Consider the following 12,502-nt stretch of genomic DNA (forward strand, 5'->3'; position numbering starts at 1 on the left):
TCCTAAAATGGCACGTCATCATCATCAATGCTATTAAATTCTGATGAACCAACTGAACCACTTGGCTCAAACTTAGGATTGCCTCCCTTATCATCATTAGCATAATCAAGAGCCTGTATATTACGACCTGCTACCTTAGTGAAGTTTCTTTTCTCTCCATTAGGTGTTTCGTATCTATCTACTCTGATAGAACCTTGTATGCCTACTAACCTTCCTTTTGTAATATAGTTTGCACAAAATTCCGCTGGCTTACCCATTACCTCAACTGGTATAAAATCAGTTGTTGTGCTTCCATCTTTATTTTTATAATCTCTATCAATAGCTAGTGTAAATGTAGCCACTGGCGTGCCAGAACCTGGAATATATCTTAATTCAGGGTCTTTGCATAACCTTCCAACCAATACTGTATTATTCATTATTATCCTCCCTTAATATTTCTGGTAATTTTCTATTGCAATCTCTTTTATATGCCTTTTCAATTTCCTTAATTACATCACTTTTAGATGTTTCAATTGTGCTTTGAATTATATGCCTATCTCTATTATTTAAAGTTTTCTCACTTAATAACATTCGCATATCCTTTTTAATTTCATGATTGAGCTTATCTCTTTCATGAATTTTGTTAGAAAGTGATACTACTTGCCATCTAAAGAAAATACCATTATTAAATTTTTCATTATTATTAATTTTGAAGTCTGAACTCACTATTCTACCTCCCTTTTAATCCACTCTTTAAGTTGCTTGTGTTCCTGCCTTAAACTATTTAATCTACCTTGTAATGCTTTTTTATAATCCTCACTAGAATTAGCAGTTGCAAATTCATATCTATTTATTGTATATATTTCACTCTCTATGTACTCTATCGCATATTTAACAGCTATAACCTGTAGCCCATAAGGTAATTCCATTGCTATTTATCTCCTTTATATTTATTAACTTCTGTAACTTGTCTTATAATGCTTATATTAGTACAAGTATCATCACCTATAAATTTACCTTCTGAATTATAATATTCATCATATGTACTAGCTTTGTTATCGTCATCTACTCTTATACACTCATCACCTACTAGAATGCAAAATAGCCTGTTTAAGCATCTATTGTTCCTGCAATAATAGTCACCTTCATATTCAAAATGTAAATTGTGATTACTACCGCACACAGCACACTTATCCATTATTCTACCTCCCATATTTTCCAATCTATTATCCTACAATTCATCTGTTCAACGCTCTTGTGCGTATAATTCAACTCATCATCAAAATCACGCTCTATCACCTTTTTATAAGCGTCTAACTGGCTTACCGAATAAGGTACTATAGCTTTCCTACCATTTGTTTCTATTGTTATATCTAAGCCTATATTGTCATCAATAGACCACTCTATATCCTCTAATAATTTTTCTTTTTTAGTCATTTTTATTCTCCTTAATCTATAATTATCAAGCATAATACTATAATTATTAGCGTTATTGAAATTGCTAACATCTATTTACCTTCACTTTCTAACTCTTCTATCCACTCATTGAATTTTCTAGCTTTTCTTAAATCCTCTATCCCATTTTTCTTGTTCCATCTAAAGGAATATTTCAACATATTGCCCCACAACCAACCAAGATACATTTCATTACCTAACAAGGCTCTTATTACGTCTTTAGACTCTATATCTAAGCCGTCTAGCTTATAATGATTCGGACTATTCACATTGTCGTGGATTTCATCTTTTATCACTGTTTTAAGAATTACGTTATCTTGGTTTAGTTTACAATTTGTTGAAAACGGATCTTCTATTTCATCACAATCACAAGCAAATATACATATATCACTAATATAAGTGTAGTTCCCATCATCTAACGACTGAAATTTATAACCTCTAAGATTCCATTCCCTTTCATTATCCCATTTTACAACTTCATACCATTTACTTTTTTCAAAATTATTAACCATATACCTACCTCTCTGCTCTTTGCTTTTTAAATAATCCTTCTGAATGAACTCTCTTTTTAGCATTACTTTTTATATATGCGTTTACGTCTGCGTATTCGCCTTTTTTAGCGTTTATATTGTCTAACTTAGACTTATATACTAAATATTCTTTACAGTCGCTGTGACACCCCATAAAACGTCTCTCACATGTATAGCAAGGATTAAGTTTAGTAAGTCTGCTATTATGATAGCTATTAAAACTCATACTACCTCCTTACATTTTCAAAAAAAACATAATCTGGATACTTCTTTTTGAACATTTTCCTTTTTATGATATATTCAGCCTTTTTTCTAGTAAAATCGCTCTTTACATCTTCGACTATATATTCACCAGTTCTATTATCTATATATGCAAAGTCTGCAATATAACTTATGCTTCTTTCTTTTTTCCCTTGATTATCTGTAAACCCTTCTAGCAAGTTAAACTTTTTCTGTCTTTCAAGGTTTTTAATTTCTTTTGCTCTTTCCAAGAGGTCTAATTCTATATATCTATCTCTTTCTTTTTTAGAGTCAAACTCTATCCCCTTATATTCGACTTTAATATTGTTGTATTTGCTTTTTTTAGCCATTTACTCCCCCATATCTATGTCAACGCTCTAACTATTTTAATTTTATTAGTACAGCATTTAGTGTCGTCCCCTTTTTCATCTATGCTTCCTAAAGCTTCTATTTCTGCTACTTTATTATCGCCATCAAAGTTATAGTAATTAAAACAGTCGTTTAATTCTTTACAAAAATGAAACCCTCTCTTACATATAATCGGTTCTTCATCTATTGCATATTCTTCTCCTACTGAGTATTGAAAATCTCTACACTTCCAATCTGGGTTAAAAACTTTATATCCTTTCATATTGTCCTCCTACTTATTTAGTTCTTTTATTTTCTGATTCAATTCTTCACTACTATATTTTCCTGTAAGTGAAGGTTTGAAATTATGAAATTTAGTTTGATTCGTATATATATTCTTACATTCTTTCTTTCTTACATTCTTGTTAGTTGTCGGTTGCTTGTCGGTTGCTTGTCGGTTGCTTGTCGGTTTGCTTGTCGGTTTATCATCTTTAGATTGATATGTTTCCCAATTTGCAATGGTTATAAGTCTATTTTTGTTTGTCGGTTTGCTTGTTAAAAATCCGTACTTTTCGAATTTCTCCAAACACCTTCGAATTTGCATGGTCGATATATCTTCCCCTACATTTTTTTTGATCGACTTTAAACTCGTAACAAATTGACCAGGTTTGCAAGTGTATTCTTCACCTCCGAATATCCATTTTTTTTCTTTATGGTTAGCCATTAAAAGTAGGGTTATCATTATTACTTTTTGTTCGGAGGTACAATCTTGCCATAAAGCATTTTCAAGCAATTTCCTATGCAGTTTTATCCAGCCATTATCAATGCTCATTCATTAATTGTCCTCCATTTTTAACTATTTCTTTTTTATTTTTTCTATTTAGCTCTATCATAGAATGACTTACACTCTTTAGCTGTAAGTTGTTCAAGGGTTTTTGCTTTGTAATGATTTTTCAATATTCCTTGAACATCTGCCTCTGTAAATCCTCGTGAATCTAACAATTTTTTTAATTTATCTATATTCTCTTTAGTTGCCATTTTTTCATCTTGTTTAGGTTGACTATTTGTTGAATTTTTATTTTCTTTATAATTAGAATTAAATTCTTTTTGATACTCTTCTTCGTCTGCGTCAATTGAATCATTATCTATTAAAAACATTCCTCCCATTGCATATTTTCTTGCATATGATGATGTAGCTCCTGTTATCTGTTGTTCAGATTGCCCTGTTTTACTAATTTTAGGTTCTCTAGCATAAGCATTAGCTGTAATAGTTCCTTCTCCATCTGTTATAGTACAAATGGCTTTTATATATATTTCTTCATTTGCCATAAAGATTTCGTCACTTACAAAAACTGATACATTATACTTATCAGCAAGTGGTTTTAAGTGCTTATATATGTCATCAGCTGACCTATACTTATACCTGCCTTTTACATCTCTTTCCTTAGGTACTTTCAATTCGTTCTGTATCTTTTGTAACTTCTCATATATATTCATATAACCACCTACTTAACTATCAATGTATCTTCAAATACCAACTTAGCTCCTGGCACATTTTTGCCACTTTCAATAGCTTCTCTTATAGCTGTTTTATTTTCAACAAGTGTAGTAGATACACGCTCTTTTTTATATGAATCTGGGATAAGTTTTTTATCTAAAATATCTATTCTTCCTTTTGATTTACGTATAGTCATTTTACCTAATTCAGTCTCAATTGACTTTTTACCATTTATTTCTAAAGCATTGATAGTGCTTCTATCTAATTGCTTTATCTTATTCGCGAATGTGTCTGCATAGTCATCTAATCTTTTTGCCTCTTTTTTATGCATTTCTGACAATGCTCTTATTTGCTCTTCTTTGCCTAATAAATAAAATCTATATTTAAATATGTTTACATTTTTATTTTCTATTTCAAGAGATTTATTTATTACCTCTTGAAGTTTTGCATTTGCTAATTTTTGTGTCTCTTCATCATCTGATTGCATTAATTCGTCTAATTCAGATTCTAATAATGCATATTCTTTTTCTAAATTGTATAAACTCATGTTTACCTCCTAAAATGGACTTAATGTGTCACTTGCTATTTCTTCTAATTGATTTTCTAAGTCAATTACTTTATTTTCTAAATTATGATTATGTTTGTCTTGCAACTCTATAATCTTATTTTTATCTTTTATTATTTCATTTAGCCTAGTTATTTCTTCTCTTAAATCACTATTCGCCATTTTCAACCTCCTAAAAATGTGTTATAATGTACATATAGTTTTTTATTCAACATTTTGTTGACTAGTCGTTGTTGTCGCAACGGCTTTTTCTTTTAAAATTTTTTCGATATCCTCTAAAGTTGAATCTCTTGAATAAAACAACTCACATTCATTTATAACCTTTGATACCTCTACTGTCAGGCCACCTTCTCGCACTCTTTCAGTTCCATTCAAGCCAATAAATTTATAGTTTTGCCCAAAATGTAATCGTGGGCTTCTGTGTATAAATCTATCAACATTTATAGAATAAGCTCCTGCTTTATAAAGAAACCAATTGCATATAGTTGCTAATTCTTTGCATTTTTGTTCTATATCTTCTAGTGTTATTTCTTTATTCATAGCCACCTCCTATATTTCATCTGCATAGTCACATTCTATGCTATGACAATCTATTATTTCCCTGTGATTTACCGTATTAATTCCATTCTCGCTTAACATCTGCTTGTATTCGTCCATATCATCTGCTGTATCTTGTGCGTAATCTAGCGCCACATCTAATTCATCTGCTGTATAGTCTCCTTTTACTTCAATCTCGTGTGTTTTTCTAATGTGTTCAGTTACTGTTAGTTTGTGCTTCATAATTACCTGCTTTCTGTTATTAATACATCTTTATTTTTAGTGACTAATTTCAAATTAAATTCTTTTATACAATCTGAAAGCTCACAAGGTTCTAAAGAAGTTTCAATGAAATATGAATTTTTCAAGTCAAGTAAGCATACTTGTTCATCAAAATTGCTAACACATATAATGTACATATTGTCTCCGTCTGTAACTACATCACCTATTTCTATGTTTTCTGTTTTTCTTAAATTAATTTTCATTAGTTTTCCTCCGCTATTTTTAATGATTCTTCATATGATAATGTTCTTGGTTCTCCTATATGGTTCTTTATCCACTCTCTACATACTGATGAATCAAACACATCTGTATCAAATTCACCAACAGATTTTAAATCGTCATTTTCTGTATACACTGAACAGGTATTAATCTCTTTGTCGTATATAAACATAAATGTATCAACTCTTATCGCCCTCAAATGATCTACATTTACTAATTCTTTCTTTTCGCTATTCAAATAGCTAATTCTCATTTTTGCCATAAATACCTCCTTAATTATTTAAAAAAGCTTTTAATTCTGTGTATTTATAATGATTTTCAAATTCTTCTTTGTAAGACTTATCCATCATATTAAGACACTTTTCATAGTCGTAAATAATATATTTAGCACGTTGAACGCTATCAGTTCCTATTATCTTGTCAAACTCTTTTATAAATTTTCTACAAGCTGATATAGAAGCGTTATTAATGTTGAACTTGAAATTTTCTATGAATGATTCGCACTCTTGTTCATCTTTTTTCTTTATTTTTGGTAAGCTTGATAAATTGAATTTTTCTTTTATAGCTCTAGTTATCTGTCTGTATAACTCTTGTTTAATCACTTCGTTAGTATTAGCTACAGTTTCCTCAACTTTTGAAGCTTTTAATTTATTTAATCTGTTATACTTATCATTTTCTAATTCTTCGTTTTCTTTTATATCTTTGATGTCTTTTTGCACTTCTGACAAGTTATTTTCTACAATTTGAAATTTACTGTTATTATTTGTCATCATTTGACTTACTGAATTAATGAATAATTGTTGTTGTTCTGTTTGTTGCCTAATCATTTTTTCTATTGCTTGTATTTCATTTGCCATTTTTATTTTCCTTTCTCAATTAAATTATTTCTTACTGCTACTGTCCAAGCTTCAATGCTATCTAATCCTTTGTGAATATTTCTAACTTCTACATCTTCTAAATCTTCTATATAATCTGTAACCCAAGCTAAGCCACCTATACGACTTAAAAAGTTATTCATTTCTGATAAAAATACTATTGTATTTTCAGATAAATTCTTAGAAAATCTATTCTTTGCTTCTTCTGATGTGTACTCATTTTTAAGTTTTTGCATTTCTTCTTTAGTAGCTTTTAATTCTGCTTCAATTTGCTTTCTTGCTTTTACTTCTTGTTCTTGTCTGTAACTTGCTTTTTTTAAAGCTTCGTCTTTGCTGGCTAAGTCCCTTTTAATTGGCTCATAGTCAATAGGTGTTACTTCGACCTTTTCAGTTCTTACAATCTCTTTTATAACTTCTCTAGGTTGTTTTTCTAACTCGGATTTAAGCTTAGCTATTTCATTTTTCGCTTGTTCTTCACGTTTGATTGCTTCTTTTTCTCTCTTAACAGCTTCTCTTAGTTGTTTTACTGTCATATCCTGAACATCATTATTTTCAATGAAATCTTGCGTTTTTTCTTCGGGTAATGATAGCAATTCAATCATTTTTGATGAACTTATGACTGTCGACGTCGACAGTTCTCCAAATCTGTTGTAACAATCTATAAGCCTATAAGCTGTTCTTTCTGTGAAGTCTACCTTTTCTTTAAGCCAATATTTCCATTCTCCATTAGGAATAACTTCTTTAGACTTAACCAACCTTTTACCTATTTCTAAGAAGTTTTGTACTGTTTGATTTTTATAGTAGTTAATCTCTACTTCTAATTGCGTTACTTGTTGCAAATCATTCAATTTATCGCCTCTTTTCTAACTCCATGCATTTTCTGCTAACTTATGCCTGATAGTTTCTAGTACAATTAGTACTGCGTAAAATACTGCACCTACTATATCTATCTCATTCTCCTTTAGAAATTGCTTTGTGACGTTTGTATCTCTCATATGTTGAATCCTCCTTATTTTTCATTTCTTCTATTAATTCCTCTAGCATAATTACTCCTCTATAACTAAGTCTGTTAAATCTTCTTCATCAACAATTACACAGTTATCCATTGCAAATCTAAGTAATTTATCTGCTATTACTACTCTTGTTTTGCCTGTACTAGCTGATAATTCATCTATTGCATTTTTAACATCTGTGCTAACTCTTATCATTTCATTGAATTTCTTACCTTTTACTTCATTTTTTATTATTTGTAGTTTTTTCATTGAAACCTCCTTTAGTTTCGGCTTAATATTCTTTAGGTATATTTATAGTGCCAGGGTCTCTAGGGTCCCTATTTAAAAAAGCATATAAAACTTTTTTGTCATCAAGTTCCAGCTTGGTGATTTTTTTATTGAAATACATATCTACCGAATTACTAATTAAACTCCATTGGTCGTAGTCTAATCCATACAATGCATCTGTTATTTTTTTTATCTGTTCTTCTTCTATTTTTTCCATTTAAATCACTCCTACTATTACTAATATCAATAGCACTTCGAATATGAATGCTATTGCAAAGAAGACACTAGATTTAATTAATAAATCGTTGTGCTTATCTTCTAGTTGTTTATTTTCTTTTGCGTATTCTGTTAAATCTACCATTTACACCTCCTAGAATTTGTATTCTGTAAGTTTTTTACATTGAAATGGGTCTTGGAAGTTAGTACGATTTGTCATATAGTATTCAAACGCGTACTTATTAACCTTTTTGATTTTTCTATTAGGGTGTAAAAAATACTTCCTATTAATCAACCCATCATCTACTGCCTGCTCAAATTCTTTTACGTATTTGATAGCTGTTGTTGGCGACTTCCATCCATATTCTTCTGCTACCTCTGTAACGCTTAGTTTTGTCTTTTGCATATTGTTGCCTCCGAATTTTGTTGTTAGTATTAGTTAAACTTGTTTAACTAATTGTTCAAAAAAATAATCGTTAGTTTTACTTCTATCAATGTTTAGCAAATCACAGGCTAAAAACATTTGTTTTTGAGTAAACTCTAATTTATTATTTAGCTTTAAATTTAATGTAGTGGCACTCATGCCTAACTCTTTAGCAAACTTATCTTGCGTTCCATATTTTTCTTTTATCTTACCTAATAGTTTTGAATAATCCCAAGCCATTTTTAACACCTCTTTTCTTTTTTGTTTTTTGTTAAACTTGTTTAACTTGTTTTTAGTATATATCAATTTTTTTTCACTGTCAATAGTTTTTTTAAACTTGTTTAACTTTTTTTATAATATATTGTAAATTTTGTTGAATTTATTTAACTTATAATGTATAATAAAAATGTAGGAAGGATGGTAAAAAATGGAAGAAATATATAAAAGAATACAAAAAGCAATGGATATGAATAATATTAGCCAGGCGGATTTAGTTGAACTAACAGGTATAAATAAAGCTTCTATTAGTCATTATGTGACAGGCAGATTTAAACCTAAACAAAATAATATTTATAGAATAAGTAAAGCTTTAAATGTAGATGTAACTTGGTTAATGGGGGCAGACGTTGATGTAGCTGGAAATAAAATTATAAGAAATAACTTATCTAATTCGTTATACAAATATTTTCCAGTTTCTATATCAGCTGGTTCATTAGAAAATATAGAAGGCATAAGCGATTATGAAGAAGTTCCGTTAAGTGATAAGATACTTGGTAAATATGCAGGCAGTAAATCTATTATACTATTAAAAGTAAGTGGGGAATCAATGAACAAGTATATCCCTAATAAGTCTTATATTGTGGTAGATACCTCTAAGAAAAGAGTATCTGATATAAAGAGCAAAGATATAGTAGTGTTTTCTCAAAATGGCGAATATAGTGTTAAAAGATTTATAAATGATGAATCTAATAGGAGATTTATATTTAAGCCTGAAAGCTATGATGATACTTATACAGATATTATTGTAAATTATGATGATAGCGAAGATTTAAAACTTATAGGAAAAGTTGTAAAATATATAGTTGATGTTGATTAATAATAGTTACGATAATGTAACTATTATTGCAACTGTTTTCCTGTGATGTTATTATAAAATTAAATAAATTATATTTTTTAGGGGGTTTATAATGAACGATGTAGAAAAAAAGAAAAAAGGCGGTTGCTTTAAAGTAGGTTGTTTAATTGTAATAATAATTTTTGTTGTAGGCACTATTATAGGTTCTTTATTGTCGGATAAAGAAAAGACAGCCACTAATAAAACAAAAGTCGAAGAAAAACAATTAACTGATAATACAACTAATGATTTACCAGTTGTATTTGATACAAAAAAATACATAAATAAAACTAAAGATGATATTATCAATGAATTAGGTCAGCCGCAAAGCACTGATAAATTCGATTGGGATTCACAAGGAAGTGGTGATAAATATAATATATCAACTTTATCTTATAAAAAAGATAACATTGACTATGAATATTGGTTTTATAAAGATAAATTAGTAAGAATTAATATTGACAACGAAAATGGCATTGAATTTGGAACAAAAAATCAGTTGTCTATATTGAATCTCGATACTTACAAATATAAAGTTAAAAATATAAATGTTGCAATAGATTTTGTTTCAAAAGAGGCAGGTATTGATGAAAGTATCCCTGAACAGATAAGATTTATGCAAGTAGAAAACAGCAAAGCTAAAAATATTAAAATAATATATAATATGCTTGTTGCTGGTCAATAGAACTATTGGGAATTTCCCATAAGTTGAAATAAAAAAAGAAGTAGTATCAAGTTTGGCGACCGAACTACTTCTTGGCTAGACACGTACAGTATTAGTACGTCCTTTTGTAATACAATTATATCAGAGAAAGGGGATAAAATCAATGAATAAAGACTACCACGAACAAGAAATTTGGACGCATATTCAAAAAGATGGATCAGTTAAGTATGAGTTACAGTATACCGCTCCAAACGGAAAAAAAAGACGAAAGACAAGGAAGTACGCTAAAGACACTGCTAAGAACAGAAATCAAGCTAAAAAGGACATTATGCAAGCTATAGATGAAGAATTTGAGCAGGCTAAGTTAGATGATTGTATCACACTTGGGAAATTAATAGATATGTGGTTCAAAACTAAGCAATATACTAGGCAAACAACTTACAAAACAGTTAATTCTCAATTTAATTCGCTTAAAAATCTACTTGGAGAAAATTTGATAATAGATACTTTAAGTTTAAAACAAATGAATCTGCTTTTTTTAAATGCCACTAAAAGTAATAGGAAATTCATTAAAATGTTACTTAATTTTGGTTTTAGTGAAGGAATCTTAACCAACTATGAATTAAATAATTTTAAAAATATTAAAAATAGTGCTGTACATGATAATGTTGTTGAAAAAGAATACTATGAAAAAGAAGAACTAAAAGTTATTTTTAAAAATTTGAAAGAAAAAGACACTTATACAAGTGTAATGACATCTTATATTCTAGAATTTCAAACACTTACTGGTAATAGGATTGGGGAGATATTAGCTCTAAAGGATTCAGAAGTGAAAAATAATACTATTAATATTAACGCTACTTATTCAAATGGCTTTTTAGTTAATGCAACAAAAACAGCTACATCAAATAGAATACTTGGTTTAAATAAACGTTGCAAAGAAATAATATTAGAAGCTAAAAAATTGAAGTTTGAAAACGGTATTAGAAGCGACATAGTATTTTGCAGTAGAAAAGGTTTATACTTAGATATAACTTCAATAAGGCAATGTTTAAAGTCAATTGGAGCTAATCAAAAAACTCATAAATTCAGAAAAACACACGCAAGCTTGTTAGCTGAGGCAGGTGTCCCCTTACAAGTCATAACTAGACGACTAGGGCATAAAGATTCCAAAATAACTGAAAGAATATACATACAAGTTACTAGAAAAATGAAAGAAAATGATATAGAACTATTTTCTAATCTAGAAATACTTTAACACACTTTTCAACACACTTACAAAGAGTATGTTTCTTGAAAGTGTTAGTACAACTTATATTCACGATTTTATCAATATTACTCATTTTTATATGAAATTAGTGGCATTTATTAAAGGCAGCTATACACTTTGTACAGCTGCCTAATTTCTCTTTATTTAAAGCTGTGTTCTTGCTTGAAATTCTTCTTTCTCAAAAACATCTTCAATCCTAGCATTGACTTCTACTACCCTTAGGCCAGTCATACTCATTACTTCATTTTCTATCTTAGCTTTTATTTGTTCATATACAGCCCTAGCATTTTTTCCATATTCAATAATTAATCTTAGATCTACGGCTACTTCGCTAGTGCCAACTTCTACATTGATTCCCTCAGAAGAACCTCTTCCTACAATACCTGAAAAAGCATTTGAATTTCCTCTAGCAATTGCTGCACCCTCAATATCTCTTAGTGCCATAGATACAATTTTTACTATAACTTGTTCATCAAATACCAAAGTGCTATTGTTTTCGTAGTCTCTTACAGTCATATCATTGTTGTTCATACCATCTACCTCCAATTACTAAATCTATTTCTTTTAAATTTTCTTATAAGCCAATCAAAAAACATTATTATCCTAGAATTTTTATCCAACAACTGTCCTATTATATTGGCGATTAATATTATAATAAATAAAAATAATGTCTTCCAAAATCCAATTAATAATGTACAAATCGCAAATATTAGTCCTACTAGAGTTCCAATAAAAGTATTTGGTTTCTTATGATAATATCTTGTGAGTTCATTAGATACATCTATCTTATATTTAGATTTATTATTATCATATCCCCTATACGAATCGCTTATATCATCGCTACTATCAAGATTAATATTATTTCTAGCATATTTATTACTGCTCATATTATCATCCATATTGTCGCTTGATTCATATATTATTTGAGTTTTTACATTATTATCAAAATCGCCATTGTATTCATCTATGTCTACTATATGGTAATTTTCATCCAACAATTTATTGT

General features: G+C 29.4%; 30 protein-coding genes. 3 read left to right on the forward strand and 27 right to left on the reverse strand.

Going from position 1 to position 12,502, the window contains the following annotated elements; genetic code table 11:
- Nucleotides 1-2 precede the first annotated feature (2 nt).
- From O0R46_RS08455 to O0R46_RS08575, 25 genes are all read right to left on the reverse strand, one after another.
- Nucleotides 3-416: a single-stranded DNA-binding protein gene (locus O0R46_RS08455; protein ID WP_269311318.1), complete on the reverse strand. Its 414-nt coding sequence runs from the start codon at nucleotides 414-416 to the stop codon at nucleotides 3-5.
- Nucleotides 409-705, reverse strand: coding sequence for a hypothetical protein (locus O0R46_RS08460; protein ID WP_269311319.1), 297 nt, complete (start codon nucleotides 703-705; stop codon nucleotides 409-411). Before O0R46_RS08460 ends, O0R46_RS08455 begins: the two co-directional genes overlap by 8 nt.
- Nucleotides 705-908, reverse strand: coding sequence for a hypothetical protein (locus O0R46_RS08465; RefSeq protein ID WP_269311320.1), 204 nt, complete (start codon nucleotides 906-908; stop codon nucleotides 705-707). The genes O0R46_RS08460 and O0R46_RS08465 overlap by 1 nt, the downstream gene beginning before the upstream one ends.
- Before the next feature lie 2 nt (nucleotides 909-910).
- The gene (locus tag O0R46_RS08470; protein WP_269311321.1) at nucleotides 911-1,177 is read right to left on the reverse strand and encodes a hypothetical protein; all 267 of its coding nucleotides are present in this window, start codon (nucleotides 1,175-1,177) and stop codon (nucleotides 911-913) included.
- On the reverse strand, nucleotides 1,177-1,416 hold the full coding sequence (locus tag O0R46_RS08475) for a hypothetical protein (RefSeq protein WP_269311322.1): 240 nt from the start codon (nucleotides 1,414-1,416) through the stop codon (nucleotides 1,177-1,179). The genes O0R46_RS08470 and O0R46_RS08475 overlap by 1 nt, the downstream gene beginning before the upstream one ends.
- A gap of 71 nt (nucleotides 1,417-1,487) precedes the next feature.
- On the reverse strand, nucleotides 1,488-1,946 hold the full coding sequence (locus O0R46_RS08480; protein WP_269311323.1) for a DUF3310 domain-containing protein: 459 nt from the start codon (nucleotides 1,944-1,946) through the stop codon (nucleotides 1,488-1,490).
- 4 nt (nucleotides 1,947-1,950) lie between these two features.
- On the reverse strand, nucleotides 1,951-2,190 hold the full coding sequence (locus O0R46_RS08485; RefSeq protein WP_269311324.1) for a hypothetical protein: 240 nt from the start codon (nucleotides 2,188-2,190) through the stop codon (nucleotides 1,951-1,953).
- Nucleotide 2,191: 1 nt separating this feature from the next.
- Complete coding sequence (locus O0R46_RS08490; protein ID WP_269311325.1) at nucleotides 2,192-2,554, reverse strand: DUF1064 domain-containing protein; 363 nt, start codon at nucleotides 2,552-2,554, stop codon at nucleotides 2,192-2,194.
- A gap of 14 nt (nucleotides 2,555-2,568) precedes the next feature.
- Complete coding sequence (locus O0R46_RS08495; protein ID WP_269311326.1) at nucleotides 2,569-2,835, reverse strand: DUF7666 domain-containing protein; 267 nt, start codon at nucleotides 2,833-2,835, stop codon at nucleotides 2,569-2,571.
- A 9-nt stretch (nucleotides 2,836-2,844) separates the two neighbouring features.
- Nucleotides 2,845-3,384 carry a hypothetical protein gene (locus tag O0R46_RS08500; protein ID WP_269311327.1) on the reverse strand — a complete coding sequence of 180 codons (540 nt, stop codon included), beginning with the start codon at nucleotides 3,382-3,384 and terminating at the stop codon, nucleotides 2,845-2,847.
- A gap of 44 nt (nucleotides 3,385-3,428) precedes the next feature.
- The gene (locus O0R46_RS08505) at nucleotides 3,429-4,049 is read right to left on the reverse strand and encodes an ERF family protein (RefSeq protein WP_269311328.1); all 621 of its coding nucleotides are present in this window, start codon (nucleotides 4,047-4,049) and stop codon (nucleotides 3,429-3,431) included.
- Nucleotides 4,050-4,057: 8 nt separating this feature from the next.
- Complete coding sequence (locus tag O0R46_RS08510; protein ID WP_269311329.1) at nucleotides 4,058-4,597, reverse strand: siphovirus Gp157 family protein; 540 nt, start codon at nucleotides 4,595-4,597, stop codon at nucleotides 4,058-4,060.
- Between the two features lie 9 nt (nucleotides 4,598-4,606).
- The gene (locus O0R46_RS08515) at nucleotides 4,607-4,777 is read right to left on the reverse strand and encodes a hypothetical protein (RefSeq protein ID WP_269311330.1); all 171 of its coding nucleotides are present in this window, start codon (nucleotides 4,775-4,777) and stop codon (nucleotides 4,607-4,609) included.
- Between the two features lie 42 nt (nucleotides 4,778-4,819).
- Nucleotides 4,820-5,155, reverse strand: coding sequence for a hypothetical protein (locus tag O0R46_RS08520; RefSeq protein WP_269311331.1), 336 nt, complete (start codon nucleotides 5,153-5,155; stop codon nucleotides 4,820-4,822).
- Nucleotides 5,156-5,164: 9 nt separating this feature from the next.
- On the reverse strand, nucleotides 5,165-5,395 hold the full coding sequence (locus O0R46_RS08525) for a hypothetical protein (RefSeq protein WP_269311332.1): 231 nt from the start codon (nucleotides 5,393-5,395) through the stop codon (nucleotides 5,165-5,167).
- 2 nt (nucleotides 5,396-5,397) lie between these two features.
- Nucleotides 5,398-5,637: a hypothetical protein gene (locus tag O0R46_RS08530; RefSeq protein WP_269311333.1), complete on the reverse strand. Its 240-nt coding sequence runs from the start codon at nucleotides 5,635-5,637 to the stop codon at nucleotides 5,398-5,400.
- Complete coding sequence (locus O0R46_RS08535; RefSeq protein ID WP_269311334.1) at nucleotides 5,637-5,915, reverse strand: hypothetical protein; 279 nt, start codon at nucleotides 5,913-5,915, stop codon at nucleotides 5,637-5,639. The genes O0R46_RS08530 and O0R46_RS08535 overlap by 1 nt, the downstream gene beginning before the upstream one ends.
- 10 nt (nucleotides 5,916-5,925) lie before the next feature.
- Complete coding sequence (locus O0R46_RS08540; protein WP_269311335.1) at nucleotides 5,926-6,510, reverse strand: ORF6C domain-containing protein; 585 nt, start codon at nucleotides 6,508-6,510, stop codon at nucleotides 5,926-5,928.
- 2 nt (nucleotides 6,511-6,512) lie between these two features.
- Complete coding sequence (locus O0R46_RS08545; protein ID WP_269311336.1) at nucleotides 6,513-7,376, reverse strand: DUF3102 domain-containing protein; 864 nt, start codon at nucleotides 7,374-7,376, stop codon at nucleotides 6,513-6,515.
- A 15-nt stretch (nucleotides 7,377-7,391) separates the two neighbouring features.
- Nucleotides 7,392-7,523, reverse strand: a complete 132-nt coding sequence (locus O0R46_RS08550) for a hypothetical protein (protein WP_269311337.1) — start codon at nucleotides 7,521-7,523, stop codon at nucleotides 7,392-7,394.
- Between the two features lie 51 nt (nucleotides 7,524-7,574).
- Nucleotides 7,575-7,790 carry a hypothetical protein gene (locus tag O0R46_RS08555; protein WP_269311338.1) on the reverse strand — a complete coding sequence of 72 codons (216 nt, stop codon included), beginning with the start codon at nucleotides 7,788-7,790 and terminating at the stop codon, nucleotides 7,575-7,577.
- A gap of 22 nt (nucleotides 7,791-7,812) precedes the next feature.
- Nucleotides 7,813-8,025 carry a hypothetical protein gene (locus tag O0R46_RS08560; protein ID WP_269311339.1) on the reverse strand — a complete coding sequence of 71 codons (213 nt, stop codon included), beginning with the start codon at nucleotides 8,023-8,025 and terminating at the stop codon, nucleotides 7,813-7,815.
- A complete protein-coding gene (locus O0R46_RS08565) occupies nucleotides 8,026-8,169 on the reverse strand; it encodes a hypothetical protein (RefSeq protein WP_269311340.1) in 144 nt (47 codons plus the stop codon).
- A 9-nt stretch (nucleotides 8,170-8,178) separates the two neighbouring features.
- Nucleotides 8,179-8,430, reverse strand: a complete 252-nt coding sequence (locus tag O0R46_RS08570; RefSeq protein WP_269311341.1) for a hypothetical protein — start codon at nucleotides 8,428-8,430, stop codon at nucleotides 8,179-8,181.
- 33 nt (nucleotides 8,431-8,463) lie between these two features.
- Nucleotides 8,464-8,688 (reverse strand): DUF739 family protein, encoded by a 225-nt coding sequence (locus O0R46_RS08575; protein ID WP_269311342.1) that lies wholly within the window; start codon nucleotides 8,686-8,688, stop codon nucleotides 8,464-8,466.
- Between the two features lie 187 nt (nucleotides 8,689-8,875).
- Here O0R46_RS08575 and O0R46_RS08580 point away from each other — a divergent pair, with 187 nt between their 5' ends.
- The 3 genes from O0R46_RS08580 to O0R46_RS08590 all read left to right on the forward strand — a co-directional run bounded on the left by O0R46_RS08580 (nucleotide 8,876) and on the right by O0R46_RS08590 (nucleotide 11,484).
- Complete coding sequence (locus O0R46_RS08580; protein ID WP_269311343.1) at nucleotides 8,876-9,544, forward strand: LexA family protein; 669 nt, start codon at nucleotides 8,876-8,878, stop codon at nucleotides 9,542-9,544.
- 91 nt (nucleotides 9,545-9,635) lie between these two features.
- Nucleotides 9,636-10,247, forward strand: a complete 612-nt coding sequence (locus O0R46_RS08585; RefSeq protein WP_269311344.1) for a hypothetical protein — start codon at nucleotides 9,636-9,638, stop codon at nucleotides 10,245-10,247.
- Nucleotides 10,248-10,389: 142 nt separating this feature from the next.
- Nucleotides 10,390-11,484 carry a site-specific integrase gene (locus tag O0R46_RS08590; protein WP_269311345.1) on the forward strand — a complete coding sequence of 365 codons (1,095 nt, stop codon included), beginning with the start codon at nucleotides 10,390-10,392 and terminating at the stop codon, nucleotides 11,482-11,484.
- Nucleotides 11,485-11,640: 156 nt separating this feature from the next.
- Here the strand turns inward: O0R46_RS08590 and O0R46_RS08595 are convergent, their stop codons facing one another.
- A complete protein-coding gene (locus O0R46_RS08595; protein WP_269311346.1) occupies nucleotides 11,641-12,027 on the reverse strand; it encodes an Asp23/Gls24 family envelope stress response protein in 387 nt (128 codons plus the stop codon).
- A 5-nt stretch (nucleotides 12,028-12,032) separates the two neighbouring features.
- On the reverse strand, nucleotides 12,033-12,494 hold the full coding sequence (locus tag O0R46_RS08600) for a DUF2273 domain-containing protein (protein ID WP_269311347.1): 462 nt from the start codon (nucleotides 12,492-12,494) through the stop codon (nucleotides 12,033-12,035).
- Nucleotides 12,495-12,502 lie beyond the last annotated feature (8 nt).

It is taken from the genome of Peptostreptococcus equinus, assembly GCF_027125355.1.
Lineage (GTDB): Bacteria > Bacillota > Clostridia > Peptostreptococcales > Peptostreptococcaceae > Peptostreptococcus > Peptostreptococcus equinus.